General features: G+C 41.2%; 17 protein-coding genes and 1 tRNA gene. 13 read left to right on the top strand and 5 right to left on the bottom strand.

Annotated elements, in window-relative coordinates; all coding sequences use genetic code 11:
- Positions 1 to 265: 265 nt before the first annotated feature.
- Together BLR84_RS25015 and BLR84_RS25010 are read right to left on the bottom strand one after the other, a co-directional pair.
- Positions 266 to 1,603 (bottom strand): hypothetical protein, encoded by a 1,338-nt coding sequence (locus BLR84_RS25015; RefSeq protein WP_090472998.1) that lies wholly within the window; start codon positions 1,601 to 1,603, stop codon positions 266 to 268.
- Between the two features lie 152 nt (positions 1,604 to 1,755).
- Positions 1,756 to 2,175: a helix-turn-helix transcriptional regulator gene (locus tag BLR84_RS25010; protein WP_090472997.1), complete on the bottom strand. Its 420-nt coding sequence runs from the start codon at positions 2,173 to 2,175 to the stop codon at positions 1,756 to 1,758.
- Positions 2,176 to 2,374: 199 nt separating this feature from the next.
- On the opposite strand from BLR84_RS25010, the gene BLR84_RS25005 reads away from it, so the two are divergent.
- The 9 genes from BLR84_RS25005 to BLR84_RS24965 all read left to right on the top strand — a co-directional run bounded on the left by BLR84_RS25005 (position 2,375) and on the right by BLR84_RS24965 (position 13,351).
- Positions 2,375 to 3,904 carry a HEPN domain-containing protein gene (locus BLR84_RS25005; protein WP_090472996.1) on the top strand — a complete coding sequence of 510 codons (1,530 nt, stop codon included), beginning with the start codon at positions 2,375 to 2,377 and terminating at the stop codon, positions 3,902 to 3,904.
- Between the two features lie 213 nt (positions 3,905 to 4,117).
- Positions 4,118 to 5,461, top strand: coding sequence for a hypothetical protein (locus BLR84_RS25000; RefSeq protein ID WP_143013994.1), 1,344 nt, complete (start codon positions 4,118 to 4,120; stop codon positions 5,459 to 5,461).
- Between the two features lie 339 nt (positions 5,462 to 5,800).
- The gene (locus BLR84_RS24995; protein ID WP_090472994.1) at positions 5,801 to 6,964 is read left to right on the top strand and encodes an ATP-binding protein; all 1,164 of its coding nucleotides are present in this window, start codon (positions 5,801 to 5,803) and stop codon (positions 6,962 to 6,964) included.
- 214 nt (positions 6,965 to 7,178) lie between these two features.
- The gene (locus BLR84_RS24990) at positions 7,179 to 8,057 is read left to right on the top strand and encodes a helix-turn-helix domain-containing protein (RefSeq protein ID WP_090472993.1); all 879 of its coding nucleotides are present in this window, start codon (positions 7,179 to 7,181) and stop codon (positions 8,055 to 8,057) included.
- 64 nt (positions 8,058 to 8,121) lie between these two features.
- Positions 8,122 to 8,679: a DapH/DapD/GlmU-related protein gene (locus BLR84_RS24985; RefSeq protein ID WP_090472992.1), complete on the top strand. Its 558-nt coding sequence runs from the start codon at positions 8,122 to 8,124 to the stop codon at positions 8,677 to 8,679.
- A 111-nt stretch (positions 8,680 to 8,790) separates the two neighbouring features.
- Positions 8,791 to 9,768, top strand: coding sequence for an alpha/beta hydrolase (locus BLR84_RS24980; protein ID WP_218128482.1), 978 nt, complete (start codon positions 8,791 to 8,793; stop codon positions 9,766 to 9,768).
- Between the two features lie 375 nt (positions 9,769 to 10,143).
- Complete coding sequence (locus tag BLR84_RS24975) at positions 10,144 to 10,614, top strand: (2Fe-2S)-binding protein (protein WP_090472990.1); 471 nt, start codon at positions 10,144 to 10,146, stop codon at positions 10,612 to 10,614.
- Positions 10,611 to 12,758, top strand: coding sequence for a xanthine dehydrogenase family protein molybdopterin-binding subunit (locus tag BLR84_RS24970; RefSeq protein ID WP_090472989.1), 2,148 nt, complete (start codon positions 10,611 to 10,613; stop codon positions 12,756 to 12,758). Before BLR84_RS24975 ends, BLR84_RS24970 begins: the two co-directional genes overlap by 4 nt.
- Positions 12,755 to 13,351: a hypothetical protein gene (locus tag BLR84_RS24965; protein ID WP_090472988.1), complete on the top strand. Its 597-nt coding sequence runs from the start codon at positions 12,755 to 12,757 to the stop codon at positions 13,349 to 13,351. Before BLR84_RS24970 ends, BLR84_RS24965 begins: the two co-directional genes overlap by 4 nt.
- Positions 13,352 to 13,967: 616 nt before the next feature.
- Here the strand turns inward: BLR84_RS24965 and BLR84_RS24960 are convergent.
- The 3 genes from BLR84_RS24960 to BLR84_RS24950 all read right to left on the bottom strand — a co-directional run bounded on the left by BLR84_RS24960 (position 13,968) and on the right by BLR84_RS24950 (position 15,895).
- Positions 13,968 to 14,318, bottom strand: coding sequence for an ORF6N domain-containing protein (locus BLR84_RS24960; protein WP_218128479.1), 351 nt, complete (start codon positions 14,316 to 14,318; stop codon positions 13,968 to 13,970).
- 18 nt (positions 14,319 to 14,336) lie between these two features.
- On the bottom strand, positions 14,337 to 15,575 hold the full coding sequence (locus BLR84_RS24955; protein ID WP_090472987.1) for a site-specific integrase: 1,239 nt from the start codon (positions 15,573 to 15,575) through the stop codon (positions 14,337 to 14,339).
- A gap of 248 nt (positions 15,576 to 15,823) precedes the next feature.
- A tRNA-Glu gene (locus BLR84_RS24950) sits at positions 15,824 to 15,895 on the bottom strand.
- A gap of 193 nt (positions 15,896 to 16,088) precedes the next feature.
- Between BLR84_RS24950 and BLR84_RS24945 the strand changes: the two genes are divergently transcribed.
- The 4 genes from BLR84_RS24945 to BLR84_RS24930 are packed head-to-tail and all read left to right on the top strand — an operon-like array spanning position 16,089 to position 20,297.
- On the top strand, positions 16,089 to 16,370 hold the full coding sequence (locus tag BLR84_RS24945; protein ID WP_090472986.1) for a DUF427 domain-containing protein: 282 nt from the start codon (positions 16,089 to 16,091) through the stop codon (positions 16,368 to 16,370).
- Between the two features lie 2 nt (positions 16,371 to 16,372).
- Positions 16,373 to 17,758 carry a mercuric reductase gene (locus tag BLR84_RS24940; protein WP_090472985.1) on the top strand — a complete coding sequence of 462 codons (1,386 nt, stop codon included), beginning with the start codon at positions 16,373 to 16,375 and terminating at the stop codon, positions 17,756 to 17,758.
- A gap of 9 nt (positions 17,759 to 17,767) precedes the next feature.
- Positions 17,768 to 18,730, top strand: coding sequence for an ABC transporter ATP-binding protein (locus BLR84_RS24935; RefSeq protein WP_090472984.1), 963 nt, complete (start codon positions 17,768 to 17,770; stop codon positions 18,728 to 18,730).
- The gene (locus BLR84_RS24930) at positions 18,723 to 20,297 is read left to right on the top strand and encodes an ABC transporter permease/substrate-binding protein (RefSeq protein ID WP_090472983.1); all 1,575 of its coding nucleotides are present in this window, start codon (positions 18,723 to 18,725) and stop codon (positions 20,295 to 20,297) included. Before BLR84_RS24935 ends, BLR84_RS24930 begins: the two co-directional genes overlap by 8 nt.
- The last annotated feature ends 2 nt before the right edge of the window (positions 20,298 to 20,299 follow it).

The following is a 20,299-nucleotide window of genomic DNA, read 5'->3' as shown; positions in this document are numbered from 1 at the left end:
CGTTGCCTCGGCACACCTGCCTTTTCCGGATGGCTGATTAAAATAAGATCGTCACAGCACCGCGGTCACAAAATTAGCCACGCAGGAAAACTGTCAAGGGTGTATAAACCCCGATGGTAGAATCGGGGCCCTTGACAGTTTCCCAGCTAACAGCTCCGGTTGTTTAAGCGGTGCAATGACCGGATGTGTGCTAGGTACAAATATCTATAGTGACTTATAAATTTCATATTGGCAGTATTTATTATTGATCTTTAGTTTACAAGCCTTAACCTTGTTGGGTAGGGGTATCAAGTTGATCGGGTTTGGGCTGAACAGACTCACGTTCTGATATGGAGTCGATGTCATATGTAAGTTGCTTCCCGGTACTTTTATTAATAAATAACAAGTTATTTATTTCAACCTGTATATCGCTGTCATTTTGCATTAGCCCCTCTTTAATCATATTAGAAAGCTTTGTCGCTATATCAATTCTTTTTAATTGGCCCTCCAATAACTTGTTTTCTATATCCACCTGTTTTTCTAAAAGCTCTAATTTTTTTCTTTCAATATCTAACGCATTTGATTCCTTCGCTAATTCCTTTTCCGGTAGATTATCGATTTCTTTATGAATTTTGCTGATCTCTGCCTCATTTTTTTGAACTTCTGAAATTCGTTTACCAAAAAGTTCAGCGTCTAAAGCTTGCTTGGATTTTCGCAAAACATCCTGAGTTTCTTCTTTTGCCCATAAACTCTTAAATTGGATAACTAGTTTCGCCCATTTAGACCCATTGCCCCAACTTACCAATTCAATATTAATATCTTCATCGTTGATAAGTTCTATAGCCTTTGATAAACAAAATAACATATTGAAAAAGGTTGTTGCTTTTGGACGGTGATCAGGTGTTGTGATCACTACATCCCATTGACTCACAGCTCGCTTATAAAGGCTATTTTCATATTTATTTATCAAGTCTTTTAAGTTCATTCCTTTCACGTTTGACCTGAGTTGTTCAATATCGATATCTCCAACTAAGAGTTCGTCATGAAAGCCAAACGCTTTCATTTCGTATCTATCCTTAATTTTAAAGTTTATTGTTTCGAACCCTTCGCCCAGTTCAGTATAAGGAACGAAATTATTTTTGTCCTTACTAGCCATTATAGCAAGCGTAACTGAACGTTTGTAGCTTGCAGTTCTAGTGCCAGTTAGATCTTCCAATAGCAATTTATCGTAATCAATGGAGGGGCCGAAAAACGAACTCTTATTTGTTATAAAGCTTGAGTCGCGGATATCAAAAATATAACAGAGGCCCAATAAATTATAAGCGAGATATGCAACAAACTTTCCATCTTTATATAAATACTCCAAAATGGGGAACCAATCTTGAAGAGTCTTTATTACAATAAGATCAAGCGCAATTCGAAGGGATTCCTCATTTAATTTCAATTGATGGAGATCTACAATATTTCTATCTAGAATTGTTAAGACATTCCCAAGAGGGGAATAATCAACTGGACGTTCCTTAGCCTGATGCATTTTGATCATCTCTAAAAATGCAAAGTACTTATCAAATATGTTATCTCCTTTTCTACTCGCTGATTTAACAGCACTCTTTTCAATACTCATTTTTATCGTGTAAGGTTAGGTAATAGAATAAATCAATTGCTCTAATAAGCTACAATCATAGCTTTATATTTAACGCGAAATCCAGTAAGGATCGATCTTACTGGTTTAGAAATAACATAATGCGTTTAAAATAATATCGGCATCAAGCTACATTAATGACTCTGCTTCTTAAGTAATTCAACTTTTTCACGTTCACTTGCCAGTAACTCTTGGTAAAGCTTTTTGTTTTCCTCAAAAAGTTCTATCAATTTATCTATGGGGTTAAAAGTCGGGTAGTAGTTAAAAAAAGCTGCTTGATCGTGATTGTTTACTGTATTTCCAATTATATTGAATACGGCTTCTTCATTGAAATTTTTGATTGCCTCTTCTGGAACTTTTAATATTTTGGCAACTTGTTCTATAATATCATCTTCGATTACTTCTTTCTGTTCTAAAAGAGAAACCCTTTTCTGACTCCATTCACCACCTAATTCCAAAGCAAGGGCTTCTTGTTTTAAGCCTAACATTTCACGGAAACGTTTCACATTACGGCCCTGGTGTATCTTGTTTGGGTTTTCGGCAGTTGTGCTCATTGGTCAGATGTATTATAAATAATGATTTAGACAAATGTAATAAAAAAATAACCTTAGGTGATAAAGCTGGTTTAGGTCTTTACGGGGATAAATTACCTGACTATTATTCTTCTTTAGAAATCCACAGAATAGGTTAGCATTTATGCGATAACCAGATTTGTATTGCCGGTCAATGTAGGCCGGTAACAATTGAGTCAGTATGCGTCTCGGATATCATGCACCATGGGAACATTATCCCAAGAACCTGTACTTCGAAGAAGTGCAGAATCCATATCTGGTTTTGAATCAGTTTTTCGGAAGCTGGCCGGACACTCACAAAAAAGATCTCAAACAGTGGCGAAAGGCAGTTACCGCTGACACCTATTTCAAGGGAAAGCCACACGGTCCCGGTGAACTTTTATTTATCAGTGAACAGGTCGTTCGCTTAGTCGAGGCCTGTTATTTATTATGGGTTTCCTATAAAGGCGGTCATCGACACGAAAACCTACTCACACCGAAACTGCTGGAAAAGGCAAGGCAAGAATGGATCTATTTTCCGGACGATCTTTCGGAACAGGAACTACTCAATCCTTATAAAATACTCAAAAAAACATACAAGGACATCAATGTGCAACGATACCGTGATCATCTGAAATACTGGTTATATGGTGCTATGTATAATCGCCCCATTCATGACGACGAGGTCATAACCCAAATGAAGACGATTTACCGTAATCTTAGTCAGCTATATGACGCAGCCTGGGTTATTCAGCAAACTGAGGGTATCCGGACATTAATAAAACATAAATATGATAAGCTTCAAGATGAAAAAGAAATAGCTATCAAAAGGTCAGATAAAATATTGAGCGATAAAGTGCCGGAAATAGCAGAAGAAAATCTGTTTATTGACCCAAAAGCGATCACGATAAAACCATTTGAACCAAAGATGACACCAGCGGAAAAACTGGGAATCGATACGGTTACTGGGCACCTCTTAAAAATTATACCGACAATACGCTCTATTACTTACCTGGGCAGTTACCCAAAACCCTTTACTTATTACCTTTTGATACTGGTAGATGACGAAGAAAAAATGCCAGAGCATAGTATTGTTAATAAGCTGATCGATAACACCAAGGCACTCACGAACATTTACCCAATCGTTCATAAGGTGCAAAGCGCGGCTGATGGAATTAACAGTAAGGGCCGGTTCTGGTCTATTGTATTTGAAAAAGGGATCAATGTCTATACCTCTGAAGGTCTTTACCTGCCTACACCCCATGTGCTCTCTCCAAAACAACAAAAAGCAGCTATAAACGCCAACTGGAAACGATGGTGTACCAATGGAAAAGAGTTCTTTCAGGGCGCTAAACGCTATTTAGAGGAAGGGAATAACAAGTTAGCCTTATTCCTGCTGCACCAGGCCGCAGAACACACCTTGATCGGTGCGCTGCAAATACTGTTCGGCTACCGGCAATCTGTTCACAGCTTGTCAAAACTAATGTCGCTAACCCTGCTTTTCACTGAAGACCTGGTAGTGATCTTCAGTCTGGACACTGAGGAAGGTAAAGAGATCTTCAATTTACTACAGAACGGCTATTCCAAGGCACGTTATGATGAAAATTTTACCGCTGACGAAGAGCCCGTAAAAACTGTGACACGTTTAGTCGGGATATTATTAGCCAAAGCCGAGGCACTTTACCGTGGGCAGCTGGAGCAGCAAAATTTATCGGCAGAGGAATCGATATAAAAAGACTCCTGTAAGTAAGCTATAAATTGACGGCAGAAGAGAGCAATGATGCTTTAATACCTAAATGGATCAAAAATACGGCGAGATTTTTAGCAGAGAAGTGCCAGCCGGAAAGCATCAATTATTTGTGCTCATCATATCATTAATAATTCTGACGCCCTGGCGGCAGCGGGCTACTGCCTTTTTTTGATTAACAACGTTAACAGTAATGCCATGATGACAAAGAAAACAAAGGTCAATAACAGCGAAAAAGTCAAGTATGAAGAGCTGTTTTTTTATACAATACCATTATGCAATAATGACTTGTTATTACATAAAGAAGTGCTTTATAAGCACTTTCCTGCTTATAAGAAAATAAACAAGGAAAAGGTTAAGCTAAATAGTGTATTTGTTGATTACCATACAGGTGTATTTACGCTGGCGCTACAAAAGGATGAAATGCGTTTTCAGCAGATTTACTTTCGCGTTGAAATGGGCACATTGCATGTTGCCTGTGATTGTGGTATGCCGGGACAGGTATTATGCGAGCATGCTTATCGGGCGTTAAGCAATATTATTCATCGTAAACTCGGCAGGCTTGAGCCTTACTACTGGCCTGGCTTCGAACCGGATGCAGAAGGTATAAGTAAGTATTTGGATATCAGGTTCACACAACAGGATGCTTATATTAAACCCAGTTTTGATTTTGGCAATTTATTCAAACGGGGATTAGGCTTTAAAAAGCAAGATGATGTGTCGTTTGAGCAAAAACTACCGGAGCCCGCATTTAAAAAGGAGGGTGTTCATGATGTGTTAGGCTATCAACTACTCTATAATTCACATTCTTTTTACCGCAATCATTTACCCTTTCTGATACCTTTTATTGGCACAACAACTAAAAGCGGGGATGGTATTAGTTACTATAAAACTTATCTCAAAAACGTAAAGCAATTCAAGCATGGTTTGAATCTTTCCAAAGAGCAAATTATACTTAATGAGATCAGCTATGCTATGTTCGAAATAGCAACTTCTATCCCGTTCAATAAAGTAAAAGGCGAATATTCACCGGCTACCAAGGAATATATGCCCTTAATGCTCAATTTATGGCGAAAGGCAATTCCCAAACTCAGATTTGAACAACACATTAAAAGTTCCTATTCGTATAATTTAAATACCCTTCCCAGTCGCCCGAAAAAAACGGATCTAAAAGTAAGCCAGATTACTATGAGTGAGCTTGACATCAGCTTCGTACTAAGTGATAACGGTGACTATTATCAACTTGTCCCGATTATTAAGGCAAATGGAAAAGATATCAGTGAGCATTATTTCAAAGTATCGCTTTTTATTATTGAACCAATAACGTCTTCACATTATCATTTTCATCTGATTGGTAATCTGCAAGATGAATACCTGCTGAATTGGCTGGATGAAAACCAACGAAGACTTACTGTTTTAAAGCAGGATTTTGAATCCTTTTACGATGGATTCTTAAAGAAACTAAGTGAATGTTATCAGGTAATGTTTCGACGATACAAAGGAAGCAAATTACAGCCTTACCGTTATGAAAGGTGTAGATAAATTCATAGTTAGGTACCGGCGACGCCACTTATAGAGAGTACATCGGTTGATGCGTTGGAGAATTTAAAAGATGTCAGCGGGAATGGGGGTTATTTTGACACTTAATACTTGTCAATTTAGGTCTCCTAAACCTCTGCTTCTAAACACTAGATAGTATGCCCGCTGTTGTCGTCCAAAGGTTTTTTCTCATATAAACAAATGTGTCTAAAGGGTCTAGCTGTGTCCACTAATCTCTTTCCTTTTTGGAGTGCTTATTTTTATGTATATTGTCAATTTAATCTATGTAAATTGTAAGTATATTATATGTAAATTGTAAGTTTGTCTATAGTTTTATAAGAAATGAGCAATTTTATACAAAGACAGTTAGCACCTATTATTAAGGCCCAGCAAACAAAATTTCCTGTTTTAGCGGTTACTGGTCCCCGGCAATCGGGTAAGACAACCTTGTTAAAAGAGCTTTTTAGTGATTACCGTTATGTGACACTGGAAAATCCAAATACACGTTCATTCGCATTAGAAGATCCTATTGCTTTTTTGAATCAATATGATCAGAAAGTTATTTTAGATGAGGTGCAACGGGCACCGGCTTTATTTTCTTATATACAGAGCAGGGTTGACGAATCCAAAATAATGGGACAATATATCCTATCGGGGTCACAAAACTTCCATTTGCTAAATAGCATTACGCAAACACTGGCCGGCAGGGTAGCCTTATTTAAGTTACTCCCTTTGGATTTTACTGAATTAAAGCATGGAGGCTTATTAGCAGATTCCTATACCCAGGCCAGCATTAAAGGTTTCTATCCGGCTATCTTCGACAGGGATATTGATCCCGTTGTTTTTTATGCCAATTATATTCAAACTTATATAGAAAAAGATGTAACGGAATTAATGAATATCAGGGATTTGAAACTCTTTCGGACGTTCTTAGGCTTGTGTGCGGGACGTGCGGGCCAATTGTTAAATTTCAGCGCCTTAGCTAATGAATGTGATATTTCACATAACACAGCCAAGGCGTGGTTATCCATACTCGAAAGCAGTTATATTATATTTCTTCTACAGCCTTATCATCAAAATTTCAATAAGCGTTTGATCAAAAGCCCTAAATTATATTTTTATGATACCGGATTGTTGAATCATCTGTTAGGAATTAGAGCACCTGAAGAATTGGAAGAGAATAGATTGAAAGGACACATATTTGAGAATATGATACTGGCTGAATATCAAAAAAAGAATCATCACTTATATCTGCATCAGGATTATTATTTCTGGCAGGATAGTAATGCCCATGAGGTTGATCTGCTGATGATGAAAGGGCAAAGCTTTTCCATTTTTGAGATCAAGGCAACTCAAACCATTAGCCCCGGTTTATTTAAAGAAATGGATCGTTTTGAAGAAATCGCTGCCCCTGCCGAAGTAAATAAGACACTGATCTACGGCGGTTCTGAAAATGAAAAAAGAACAAAATATAATGTGCTTAGCTGGAAAAATGTTTCAGAATAAAAGTCATTTTAATTAGGCGTTAAGCAAACCCTTATGCACGTTGCAATATCCAGGTAGAATCAGCATTAAGCCCTTATTCTGTGACATGCTAAAGATATATGTGTTATTATTTAATAAGATAATCGGTTATTTTCCGATTATCTGGCTTATAACAAACAATGTATTGCTTGTCTAAACCCGCATAACACTGTATTGATTTTCTTAACTTTGTATTATGAAAAATGACGTGGAACGGTCCATATCTGAGTTCAACAATGAGCTCAAGTTGAAAGGTTTCAATGCCTTCCAGCTCGAAGATGATAGCCATGCCACACGCTTTTATAGCCGAAAGGACTTTTATAAGATCTGCCTGACTACGGGTAAAAGCATTATCCACTACGCCGACCGGAGTTTTAAGGCAGAGGGTACAGTCTTGTTCTTTGGCAACCCGCATATTCCTTATTCATGGGAAACCATATCGACCACATACGTCGGCTACACCTGTCTTTTTTCAGAGGAGTTTCTTAACGTTTCGGAACGCGCAGATATCCTGCAGCAGTCACCTTTTTTTAAAATAGGCGGCACACCTATTCTTACGATCAACGAGGAGCAACGAGTTTTCCTGAATACCATTTTCCAGAAAATGATTAAGGAACAGAAAAGTGGTTATGCCTTTAAAGATGACCTGGTCCGCAATTATATTAACCTGATCATGCATGAAGCAATGAAATTGCAACCCTCTGAGAACTTTGATCAGCATAAGAACGCGGCCAATAGGATCACCGCGGTTTTTCTTGAGTTGTTGGAAAGGCAGTTTCCCATCGAAAGTCTAGATAAGCCATTAGTATTGAAAACGGCACAGAATTATGCGCAAAATCTCGCCCTGCATGTCAATTACCTTAACCGAATGGTCAAAGAAGTGACCGGCAAACCAACCACTGCCCATATTGCCGAGCGGATCATCAGCGAAGCGAAAGCCCTTTTACAACATACTGACTGGAACATCGCGGATATTGCCTACGCCCTTGGCTTTGAATATCCGAGCTACTTTAATAACTATTTTAAGCGTATGACAGGCACTAATCCATCATCGCTTCGTATCCTGGAAGTTTGAAATCCTTAATCATTGGTTTGATACTCATAAACAGCAGAGGTAAGGGGCGACCTACCTTTGCCTTATGAAAGATATTTTCGAAAGATTGAAAACGGGGGAACTCATCAGATTGGATGATCCGGAGTTTTTCAGGGTAGATGAAGTAGTCAGCCGCACACTGGCATTATCACCGGCACTCCATGCCGCAACTAGTGTAGATGAGGTAAGAACAAAACTTAGTGAGATTATTGGCACTACGCTGGATAGTAGTACCACCATATTTGCACCGTTCTATACCAATTTCGGTCGCTTCATAAACATAGGTAAACACGTCTTTATCAATCATGCTTGTTCCTTCCTGGATATGGGTGGCATCACGCTTGAAGACCATGTGCTCATTGGCCCGAAAGTGAATCTCATTACGGAGAATCATCCGCTTGATCCGAAAGACCGGCGGGGGATGCTATGTAAACCGATTTTGATAAAACGAAATGCCTGGATCGGTGCCGCTGCAACCATTTTACCCGGTGTGATCATCGGCGAAAACGCAGTGGTTGCCGCCGGTGCAGTCGTCAGCAGAAATGTTCCGGACAATACTGTTGTGGGAGGAATACCGGCAAAGGAAATCAGATCAATTTTTTAAACAAGGAGACACAGCAAAAATATGAAACGACTATTCAGTATTACAGTAATGTCCCTGATAATCCTGGGACAAATTTATGCACAATCAAATCAAAAATCAAAAGCAGTAAATATGAAACAAATATCACCGAAGGAGTTTACGACCTTCAAAGTAAGCGATAACGTTGCCCAGTATGCGGTTACTTTTAAAAACCAATACCAGATGAATGTAGCCGGACATCTTTTTATTCCTAAAAGTTTGGATCAGCATAAGAAAAATCCGGCAATCATTGTTGGGCACCCTATGGGTGCTGTAAAAGAACAAAGTGCCGATGTCTATGCTTCGAACATGGCCGACCGGGGGTTTATTACTTTAGCTATTGACCTGTCGTTTTGGGGCGAAAGCGAAGGTGAGCCACGCAATGCAGTTTTGCCCGATGTATATGCCGAAGATTTTATGGCAGCAATTGATTTTTTAGGCACCCGCTCGTTTGTGGATAGGGAAAGGATTGGTGCCATTGGCGTTTGTGGCAGCGGAAGTTTTGTGATCAGTTCTGCTAAAATTGATCCACGCATGAAAGCAATTGCAACGGTTAGCATGTACGATATGGGAGCTGTTACCAGAAACGGCATCAAAAATTCGCAATCGCTTGAGCAGCGTAAAGAAATTATTGCCAGAGCCGCAGATGATCGTTACAAAGAATTTATGGGCGGAGAGTTTCAGTGGCGTAATTATCTGCCGGTAAAGTTGAGTGCAAATGCTGATTCCATTACGCGTGAGTTCTACGATTTTTACCGTACACCGCGTGGCATACATATTCCTAAGGGCAGGACCCTGGAACTGACACAAAACCGCACAACTACGGCTGAAGTGAAGTTTATGAACTTCTATCCATTCAATGATATTGAAACGATCTCGCCGCGTCCACTGCTCTTTATTGCTGGTGATCATGCTCATTCAAGGGAATTCAGTGAAGATGCATACAAACGTGCAGCAGAGCCCAAAGAATTGTATATTGTTCCGAATGCCGGGCACGTAGATTTATACGATAAAACAGACTTAATCCCTTTTGATAAATTGGAAATATTTTTCAGGCAGAATTTAAAATAGTAAAAATACGGCTACAAGGATAGTGAAAGCATATGGCGTACCAGGCAATTAACATTAAGAAGGCCTTTAGGGCTTATTGAACGTACAGCAGACCTTTTCCTTAACATTACCAGCAATTATCGTTTTGTGCTTATGAAATCATGGACGGCTACAACTGTTTTGACATTTTCACAAGAAGCGACATTGCCAAAGACCTTGAAAACTATCCATCATACCTAAATGAAGTTTTGAAGCTAAAACAATTTTCTAATCTAGAAGTATTAAATTAGGCAATAACACCCCAAGAGAGCTTAGTTTGATTTTCGTAATTTTTAGTTTGAATATCGTAACTTTTTGAATACTAAATTAAGTAGCTTTATATAAACACTTTAGCTTATGATCTCTCTAACTGTAAACGGACAGCCCCGGGAAGTAGCTGCCGACCCCAATATGCCCCTGTTATGGGTCATTCGTGACCTGCTGGGTTTAACAGGAACCAAATTTGGCTGCGGCGTTGCGCAATGCGGTGCCTGCACCGTGCATCTGAACGGCGAAGCTGTTCGTTCCTGCGTCACCAAAGTAAGCCGGGCAGCAGGTCAGCAAGTGACGACTATCGAGGGCTTATCGACCAATAATAATCATCCATTACAGTTAGCCTGGCAGGAAGCCGATGTACCGCAATGCGGCTATTGCCAGTCTGGTCAGTTAATGTCAGCAGCTGTGTTGCTCAGGGAAAACCCAAATCCTACCGATCAGGATATAGACGATGCTATGTCGGGAAATATTTGTCGCTGTGGTACATATCCGCGTATTCGTGCGGCGATCCATCAGGCAGCTAAAATGCATCAGGGAGGAGCAAAATCATGAACCGCAGAAACTTTATACAATCGGGCGCTATTTTAGGTGGAGGCCTGCTTATCTCATTTACTATTCCACAGGCCAATAAACTGAGCGCTTTGGCCAAACCTGTCGCTGCCGGAGGTTTTACACCCAACGCCTTTTTAAATATCGGAACCGATAATACGGTTACAGTGACCCTCAGTCACGTAGAAATGGGACAGGGTATCTGGACAACACTTCCGATGCTGCTGGCGGAGGAACTGGACGTTGACCTTGATCAGATCATCGTCAGGCATGGCGGAGTGGATAAAGCTTACAACCATACCATTTACGGCATCCAGATCACGGGAGGGTCAAGTTCTACCTGGTCTGAGTTTGACCGTTACCGTAATGCCGGGGCTACTGCCCGCACCTTGCTTACGCAGGCGGCAGCTCAGCGCTCGGGCGTTGCGGTAACCAATTGCAAAACAGAAAAAGGTTTTGTTTTAGCAGGAGATAAAAAATTCAGTTACGGCGAATTAGCAGGAGACGCCGCTAAACTTCCTGCTCCGCAACAAGTAACATTGCGACCGCCTTCCGATTGGAAATACATTGGCAAAGGTTCCAAACGTGTGGATGCCCAGGTAAAGACCAACGGCGAGGCAAAGTTTGGGATGGACATGCAATTCTCCGGTTTACTTACCGCGATGGTTGCCCATGCACCGGTTTTTGGAGGCAAGGTAAAGTCGTTTGATGCTACTAAAGCCAAAGCTGTACCGGGCGTTCAACAGGTTGTTGAGATACCGGGTGGTGTGGCCGTTATTGCCGACCATTTCTGGGCGGCACAGCAAGGCAGGAAAGCTTTGCAGGTAACCTGGGATAATGGCCCGGGCACTGCACTAAACACCACTTCGCAAACCATCGCTTATAAAAGGCTCGCCGCAACCAAAGGCGTATCTGCGCAGGCAAAAGGCGATGCGGATGCCGCGCTGGCCAAATCGGCCAAGCATATATCTGCCGAGTATGTATTTGCTTATCTGGCGCATGCACCCATGGAGCCCTTGAATTGTACAGCCAAAATTGATGGGGACCATTGCGAGATATGGGCCGGAACACAGTTGCCGGGTGTTGACCAGGCCAATGTTGCCAAACTATTAAACATGAAGCCCGAAAACATTAAAATCAATATCCCATTCCTTGGCGGCGGATTTGGCAGACGCGCCACCCCAGCTTCTGATTTTGTAATTGAAGCGGTGCATATTGCCAAAGCCAGTGGCAAGCCTGTAAAAATGGTTTGGACACGCGAAGATGACATGAAAAGCGGCTATTACCGGCCATTTTTTGTGCATAACGTACAAGTAGGTTTAGATGAAAAAGGCATGCCCATGGCCTGGAACCATAATATAGTGGGGCAATCAATTATGGGTGAAGCAAAAATGTTTGGCCCTCCGCCACCTGTAGATGATACGTCTGTAGAAGGTGTTAAGGGTTCGCCCTATCTGAATACTGTCCCGGATCATTATGTGGGCTTGCATACCACAAAAGAAGTTGTGCCTATATTATGGTTCCGTTCCGTAGGGAATACGCATACGGCTTACGCAATGGAAACCATCGTAGATGAAATGGCTTATGCCGCCGGACAGGACCCGGTTGACTATCGTCAAACTTTGTTAAAAAGTTCGCCACGTCATCTTGCAGCACTAAACCTGGTTGCCGCTAAAGCCAACTGGAAAACAAAGTTAGCTCCTGGAAGATTTAAGGGTGTAGCCGTTCATGAAGCGTTCGGCAGTTACGTTGCTATAATTGCCGAGGTTAGCATAGTGGATAACGCTGTTCGCGTACACAAGGTAGATTGTGCAATTGATTGCGGCCTCGCCGTAAATCCCGACGGCGTAAAGGCACAGATGGAAAGCGGGATCATTTTTGGTTTAACTATGGCACTTTACGGCGAACTTACCCTAAAAGATGGACAGGTACAGCAAAATAATTTTTATGATTACCGTATTGCCCGTATGAACGAAAGCCCCGAGATCAATGTATATATTGTAGATAGTAAAGAGAAAATGGGCGGTGCAGGTGAGTGTGCAGTACCGCCTACGGCACCGGCCATAGTGAATGCCATTTTTGCCGCAACCGGTAAACGCATATACAATTTACCCATCATGAATACCAAACTTATTAAACAGGCATGAAAAAATTAATCTTCATCAGTCTTGTATTATTTACCGGCGCGTTGGTCGTGTTGTCCTTTAAATCAGGGAATGATGAACCGGGCAGCTATCCGGTGATACGTAAAGACAGTGTAGCCTCTGTAAAAGCTTTTAAACAAGTGTATACCGTATTAATGAGTGCCAGGTGCATGAATTGCCATCCGGCAGGCAATGTTCCGCTTCAGGGCGATGATAATCACCTCCATACCATGCTGCCACAACGAGGTATCGACGGTAAAGGGGTGTATGCTATGAAGTGTGCTAACTGTCACCAGCCAACTAATACGCCAGGCCTGCATACGCCGCCCGGAAACCCGAACTGGCACTTACCACCGGCCAATATAAAAATGGTTTTCCAGGGCCGTACGCCTCGACAGTTAGCCAAACAATTGATCGATCCTAACCAAAACGGGCATAAGGACATCAAGAAGCTCATCGAACATGCAGATGATGGATTGGTGCTCTCCGGCTGGAACCCGGGCGAAGGCCGGAAGCTTCCTCCGATGAGCCATGCGGCATTTAAAAAGGCGTGGATCACCTGGTTAACTACGGGCGCTTTTGCTCCTTCGAAATAAATAGTTCGCTAAAAAATTTGATTTCGTGAGGTCTTCAACTTTAACCCCAATTATTTCGAAATCTTTATCAAAGCAATAAACATGGTTCCTAACCGATCCCGAGCAAGGTTCGAGCTCTATCAATATTACCGGAGCACCGGCCAATTAGAAAAAGCTAAAGCGCTCGGTAAATCAATATTAAAGTTGCCTGTAAAGATTGAATCACCGATGATCAATTTCATTAAATTATCAGTCAAGTCCTCAGATCAAATCCAATGAGCAGGTGTCTGATCTGCTCATTGGTTCGACAAATACAGTGTGGGTTAGATCAAATATGCTTTAATTGGCTTAAGAAGCGCATTTGCTCGATTACTGCGGGGTTAAATTGTACAGCCTCGGGAGAATCGATATTATCCCCGGATTGGGCAGAATTCAAACCAAATCGTTGAGCAATTGGAAGTTTTGAATGAAATATATGCTATTTGAATCAATAATTCTATGAGTTAAACAATGACATCAGATTTATCAACTGTAAATTATCCGGCTCCCGTGAGTTAACTTACGAGGCTTGGGAATTGGAAGAAGATTAATTAGCCGCTATTTGATATTGCCTTTGATAATATCTTCAAAAATATTGTCAATGTGATCTTGTAACACAGGTGTCTGAAAAGTATCCGGAACTAAGCGTGCTGATCAATAATGCTGGCCGTGCATTTGCCTTCGCTAACATTAAAATGCCGTGTTCGCTGAATGCATAAGGCAATGTACCGCCCAGATGCTGCCTTGAAGGTATCGCATTTTGCGATACCATAAACTCCGTTTCTTCATCTGATAACTGAAACATAAAATGTGGCGGAAATCGTTCGAGATTCCGCTTTACGTGTTCTCTTAGCCTTATCGCTTTCACGCCGTACATTTCTGCTAAATCCCTGTCAAGCACTACTTTGGTGTTCCTGATGATATATCCTTTCAAAGATGTTCTCTTCATTGATTATTAGCGGCTTGTTCATATTGCTTTTGATTTGTTTTGGGATAAAGAGAGTTTTTTCTTCAACGCTTTCATGTCATCACTGACCTTTACATCAAGTATTTTGGCATAGTGCTGCGTCGTTTTTAAAAGAGTATGGCCCAACATTTTACTAACGGTTTCAATAGGCACTCCATTGGAAAGAGTTACTGTTGTCGCAAATGTATGACGAGCAAGATGAAAAGTTAAATGCTTCTTAATATCACACAGATCAGCAATTTCTTTAAGATAGGCGTTCATCTTTTGATTGCTCAAAACAGGCAATAGCAAGCCTTTAACATCACATTGCGGATGGTTGTCGTATCGTTTGATGATTGCAAGTGCCCGTGGCAAAAGTGGGATGCGTGAGCTGGTATCCGTTTTCTGACGGGTAGTAAAGATCCATTTTTCTCCGTCTATTCCGGTGCCAATTTCGATGCGCCTTAATTTTTGCACGTCCGCATAAGAAAGGCCCGTATAACAGCAGAAAACGAAAATATCGCGGACTTGGCATAGCCGTTCAATGGTTAATTTCTTGTGTACAATTTCGTCAAGTTCTGGCTGTGTGAGAAATGTTCGTTCGGTGGCTTTCGCTGTGGACTTGAATTTCAAGAAGGGATTAACCTTTAACCAATGATTTGCCAAACAGTGATTAACGATCTTTTTCAAATGCTTGATGTATTTAGCGGCTGATACACCGGAGCACTTGCAAGCTGACTTCAGGTAATATTCAAAGTCTACAATGAAAGCATGATTTAGACTCTGTATTTCGATATCATTCCGTCCATAATTGGTTTTTAGAAAGGCGGTCAAATGCTTGATTGATGTTTTGTAGCCTTTGAGTGTATTAGATTCAAATCCATTTCCAATAAGCGTTTCCATTCGTTGATTATGTTCCTTGAATAACTGCATTAAATATCTATTCTTCTCTGCCTTCCCGCACAATTGGTTTTTGATGTTTTCAGATGTAACGGTCTGACCGCTTTCCAGTAGGATCTGATGCGCATGGCGCACTCTTAGCTGCAATGTATCAAGATAGGCGTTAAGCATCCTTGCACTTTCTTTCGTGCCAATGCATCTCCCGGCATTGGAGTTCCAGCGATCTGGTTCGCACTCTCTTCCTGCGGACAGTTCAGACCTTTTGCCGTTAACGGTTATTCGGGTGTAAATAGGTACCGGACCCTTGATCCAGGCTTTTGGCTTCTTTAAATAAAAAAGCAGGGTGAAATTTGTGTTCATAAACAAGCTTTAAGAGTAAACAAATGTAAGCTTGCATCTTTGCGAAATCAAGATGTTCAATGATTAAACATGTTGATTTTCAGTTAATTATATAAGATCTGGTGAGTAGAAACTCAGCCATTTTTTACTCACCGAATAACTCACTTTTTTAATGAGAATTGGTGCATAAAATGGCGTTTTGATACCAACAAAAAAGGCTGCAAATGTTTGATTTGCAGCCTTTTAGTGTTTTTCGATATTGTTTTCCGTAGCCCGTAGGGGAATCGAACCCCTGTTTCTAGAATGAAAATCTAACGTCCTAACCCCTAGACGAACGGGCCTTTTTTATTTATTTCCCCTTGTTTTGGGATTGCAAAGATATAGCTTTACCGATAAATTAAAAATAAAATTTAAAAAAAATATTTTAGCTATAAATACTACCCGTTTTAAAGCGTCTCAAACAAAATCATGCCTTTATCATTGTAAATCTTTGCCATGTTAAAGCTATCTTTATAAATAAATAAAACATACTTTATGAAAGCAATTTGGAACGATCAGGTCATAGCCGAAAGTAATGATACCATCGTGGTCGAAAACAATCACTATTTCCCTATAGAAAGCGTCAAGGCCGAATATATTGAAAATACCGATACTCATACTACCTGCCCATGGAAAGGACTGGCGTCTTATTATACACTGCATGTTGATGGTAAAAAAAATCAGGATGCTGCCTGGTATTATCCCCAACCAAAGGAGGCGGCCAACCACATTACCAATTATGTGGCCTTTTGGAAAGGTGTTAAAATAACCGAATAAACATGAAGAAATACGATGCCATTATCATTGGCGCCGGGCAAGCGGGTGCTCCATTAGCCAAAAAGCTGGCTAACGCGGGCAAAAAGACCGCTATTATTGAAAAGCGGTTTTATGGAGGCACTTGCGTAAACGACGGTTGTACACCTACAAAAGCCATGGTGGCATCGGCAAAAGCAGCTTATATGGCAAGCAAAAGCGCAGAGCTTGGTATAGCTGTAAAAAAGTTTTCGGTTAATATGCCTCAAATTAAAAAACGCAAAGACGATATCGTACTCCGCTCGCGCAACGGAGGCTTGCATGCTGCAGAAAAGACCCCAAATCTTGATGTATTATTTGGCGAGGCTACTTTTTCAGGTCATAAAACCATTCTTGTAGCATTGAACAATGGCAAAAAACAAACCCTGCAAGCCGAGCTTATATTTTTAAACCCAGGCGCTAAGCCTTTTATCCCGGAGATAGAAGGCCTGAATGATATTGATTATCTGACATCAACAACCATACTCGATCTGGATTATGTTCCAGAACATTTGTTGATATTAGGTGGTAATTATATCGGTCTGGAGTTTGGCCAAATGTTTCGCCGGTTCGGCAGCAAGGTTACTATATTGGAAAAATCAGCCCGGATCGTATCACATGAGGATGAGGACATCTCTGCCGAAATGCAAAAGATACTGGAAGCAGAGGCTATTACTATTCATAATCAAACACAGGCTACCGGATTTAAGCAGAAAAAGGGTGGTAAAATAACCGCCACTATATCTGTAAATGGCGAAGAAAAAAAGGTCAAATGCACTCATGTATTGGTAGCGGTTGGCCGCACCCCTCAAACAGAAACACTTAACTTACCCTTGACCGATGTAGCCACTGACGAAAAAGGAAACATTAAAGTAAATAGCAAACTGGAAACTACCACTCCCGGCATCTATGCGCTTGGAGATGCAAAAGGAGGACCAGCGTTTACCCATATCTCGTATAACGACTATATCATTGTTTACCGCAACCTGATCGAGAAACAAGATCTGAATATAAACGACCGGCCCGTACCATATTGCATGTTTACCGATCCGCAATTGGGCAGGGTAGGGATAGATGAAACGGAGGCTAAAAAACAAGGGTTGAATTACAAGGTAGCCAAACTACCCATGGCCTATGTAGCCCGAGCTATTGAAACCGGCGACACCCGCGGTTTTATGAAGGCTATTGTTGATACCCAAACAAAAAAAATACTAGGTGCTACCGTTTTAGGACCCGAAGGCGGTGAGATCATGACCGTACTTCAAATGGCGATGGAGGGTGGTATTACTTATGATCGGATACGCTATTGTGTGTTTGCTCATCCGCTGTATTCGGAATCATTAAATAATCTGTTTATGACCCTGGAGGATTAGCCCCCGTTTATGATAAAGGTTAAAGATATAAGCAAGCGCTTCGGCAAAGTTAAGGCTGTTGATACCATTAGCTTTGAGGTTCAGGAACAAGAGAACCTTATTTTATTAGGCACCAGTGGTTGCGGCAAAACTACCACACTTAAAATGCTCAACCGGCTTATTGAGCCAACATCAGGCAGTATTTTTATCAATGGGAAAAACATAACAGACGAACAGCCAGAAACGCTAAGACGTGGCATTGGCTATGTTTTACAGAACAATGGCCTTTTCCCACATTATACTGTGGCTGAGAATATTGCTATAGTACCACAATTGCTAAAGTGGGATAAAAAGAAAATCTCCGACCGCACAGCCGAGCTGATGGAGAAACTACATCTCAGTTCTGATTACCTGCATGTTTATCCCAATGAATTAAGTGGCGGTCAGCAGCAGCGTATTGGCTTGGCCCGGGCTTTGATATCTGACCCGCCGGTTTTATTGATGGATGAACCTTTTGGCGCTTTGGATAATGTTACGCGGGCTGCTATCCATAAAGAATTTAAGGCGCTTGATGAGTTGAAAAGAAAAACTATTATCATGGTTACCCATGATGTGCAGGAAGCTTTTGAATTGGGCGATAGAATATGCCTCATGGATCAGGGAAAAATCGTACAATCAGGCACACCGGCCGATTTGCTGTTTAAGCCCACCAATAAATTTGTGAAGGATTTTCTGAAAGATCAGCGTCTACAGTTGGAATTTAAGGCGATGCGATTACTGGATATTTGGAATCTGTTGCCTAATCACCATAAGGAAACCCATACCTCCCCATTATCAGCCCATACGGACCTGTGGACAGCGCTGGAACACTTTAAGTTTACCGATTCAGAGACAGTCTGCATCAGCAAAGATAAAAACGAATTAAAAACCGTTGGGTTTGAGCAACTCATGTCGGCATTTAATCAATATAAAAACAAGCAAGGGCATGAATGAACATCAGCAAACCTTACTGGAATTCATGCAGCAGCAGGCCGATAAGCTGGCTGTACAAACCATGCAGCACATCGGGCTTACCTTTATTTCGCTCTTTTTCGCGGTGCTTGTGGGTTTGCCCCTGGGTATTATTATCGCCCGCAAAAGAAAGCTTTCCGGTACTGTTTTGGGCTTTGCCGGGATATTGCAAACCATCCCGAGTATAGCCCTGCTGGGCTTTATGATCCCCCTGTTGGGCATTGGACCAAAACCAGCCATTGTTGCTTTGTTATTGTATGCCCTACTTCCCATCATCCGGAATACCTATACCGGCATTACCGGTATCGACGCCGCGGTGAAAGAAGCGGCAATGGCCATGGGCATGAGTAAATGGCAAATATTGATCAAGGTAGAGCTACCCCTGGCTATGCCTGTTATTTTGGCGGGTATCCGCACCGCTACGGTCATCAATGTGGGTGTGGCAACATTGGCGTCTTTCATAGCAGCGGGCGGCTTAGGCGAGTTTATTTTCGGCGGCATATCGCTTAATAATACCAATATGATCTTGGCCGGAGCTATCCCGGCAGCTTTACTGGCCATTATTTTCGATTTCCTGCTATCACTGGTACAAAAGCTCAATTTCAGGAAATTAAAACGCAGTAGTTATGCTTTGCCCGTTGTATTGCTCTTGCTATCATCTTTTTATTTTATTCCTACTGCATACGGCAGTAAACTCACAGCGGGCTTTACACCCGAGTTTATGGGTCGGCAGGATGGCAACCTGGGGCTGGAGAGTAAATACGGTTTAAAGATACATACCATTGTGATAAGCGATGCCGTAATGTACAAGGCTGCTTATGAAAAAGAATTGGATGTGATCAGCGGATATTCTACCGACGGACGGTTAAAAGCTTACGGCCTGGTAGTTTTGAATGATGATAAAGGCATATTCCCACCTTATTATGCCGCGCCTATTGTAAGGGACGATGCATTGAAGAAATTCCCCGAGTTGGAAAAAACACTGAATTTGCTATCCGGCAAAATAAATGATTCCGTGATGACCGATTTAAATTACCGTACTGACTATCTTCACCAAAGCCCTGAAAGGGTGGCCAAAGACTTTTTAGTAAACCATAAACTGTTTAAACCAGCCCGCAAGAGCAATGAAGAGAATATTGTACGCATCGGCTCTAAAATATTTGGCGAACAATATATACTGGCCAATATGTACAGCATGCTTATAAAAGGATATACCAATTATGATGTATCAACAAAAACAGGACTGGGTGGTACCAAAATTTGCTTTGATGCTTTAACTAATGACCAGATAGATTTTTATCCGGAATACACGGGCACTGGTTTACTGGCCATATTACAAGCCTCAGCAAAAACAATAAATGAGGTAACAAAAAATAAGGATAGTACTTACAATTATGTGCAGCGGGAATTTAAAAAACAGTACCAGATAAGCTGGCTAAAGCCCATCGGGTTTAATAACGCTTATGCTTTAATGATGAGAGAGCAACAGGCCAAAAGTTTAAATATTAAAACAATTTCTAACCTCAAACGATATTTGAATAGTAAATAGTT

Source organism: Mucilaginibacter sp. OK268, assembly GCF_900103125.1.
In the GTDB taxonomy this organism is placed as follows: Bacteria; Bacteroidota; Bacteroidia; order Sphingobacteriales; family Sphingobacteriaceae; genus Mucilaginibacter.
Note: the sequence above shows the minus strand (reverse complement) of the source record. Positions and strands in the feature narration are given on the sequence as shown.

Excerpts from the sequence above, each read along its gene's own strand:
- BLR84_RS25015 (WP_090472998.1), bottom strand. The coding sequence starts at position 1,603 with ATGAGTATTGAAAAGAGTGCTGTTAAATCAGCGAGTAGAAAAGGAGAT.
- BLR84_RS25010 (WP_090472997.1), bottom strand. The coding sequence starts at position 2,175 with ATGAGCACAACTGCCGAAAACCCAAACAAGATACACCAGGGCCGTAAT.
- BLR84_RS25005 (WP_090472996.1), top strand. The coding sequence starts at position 2,375 with ATGCGTCTCGGATATCATGCACCATGGGAACATTATCCCAAGAACCTG.
- BLR84_RS25000 (WP_143013994.1), top strand. The coding sequence starts at position 4,118 with ATGATGACAAAGAAAACAAAGGTCAATAACAGCGAAAAAGTCAAGTAT.
- BLR84_RS24995 (WP_090472994.1), top strand. The coding sequence starts at position 5,801 with ATGAGCAATTTTATACAAAGACAGTTAGCACCTATTATTAAGGCCCAG.
- BLR84_RS24990 (WP_090472993.1), top strand. The coding sequence starts at position 7,179 with ATGAAAAATGACGTGGAACGGTCCATATCTGAGTTCAACAATGAGCTC.
- BLR84_RS24985 (WP_090472992.1), top strand. The coding sequence starts at position 8,122 with ATGAAAGATATTTTCGAAAGATTGAAAACGGGGGAACTCATCAGATTG.
- BLR84_RS24980 (WP_218128482.1), top strand. The coding sequence starts at position 8,791 with ATGAAACAAATATCACCGAAGGAGTTTACGACCTTCAAAGTAAGCGAT.
- BLR84_RS24975 (WP_090472990.1), top strand. The coding sequence starts at position 10,144 with ATGATCTCTCTAACTGTAAACGGACAGCCCCGGGAAGTAGCTGCCGAC.
- BLR84_RS24970 (WP_090472989.1), top strand. The coding sequence starts at position 10,611 with ATGAACCGCAGAAACTTTATACAATCGGGCGCTATTTTAGGTGGAGGC.
- BLR84_RS24965 (WP_090472988.1), top strand. The coding sequence starts at position 12,755 with ATGAAAAAATTAATCTTCATCAGTCTTGTATTATTTACCGGCGCGTTG.
- BLR84_RS24960 (WP_218128479.1), bottom strand. The coding sequence starts at position 14,318 with ATGAAGAGAACATCTTTGAAAGGATATATCATCAGGAACACCAAAGTA.
- BLR84_RS24955 (WP_090472987.1), bottom strand. The coding sequence starts at position 15,575 with ATGAACACAAATTTCACCCTGCTTTTTTATTTAAAGAAGCCAAAAGCC.
- BLR84_RS24945 (WP_090472986.1), top strand. The coding sequence starts at position 16,089 with ATGAAAGCAATTTGGAACGATCAGGTCATAGCCGAAAGTAATGATACC.
- BLR84_RS24940 (WP_090472985.1), top strand. The coding sequence starts at position 16,373 with ATGAAGAAATACGATGCCATTATCATTGGCGCCGGGCAAGCGGGTGCT.
- BLR84_RS24935 (WP_090472984.1), top strand. The coding sequence starts at position 17,768 with ATGATAAAGGTTAAAGATATAAGCAAGCGCTTCGGCAAAGTTAAGGCT.
- BLR84_RS24930 (WP_090472983.1), top strand. The coding sequence starts at position 18,723 with ATGAATGAACATCAGCAAACCTTACTGGAATTCATGCAGCAGCAGGCC.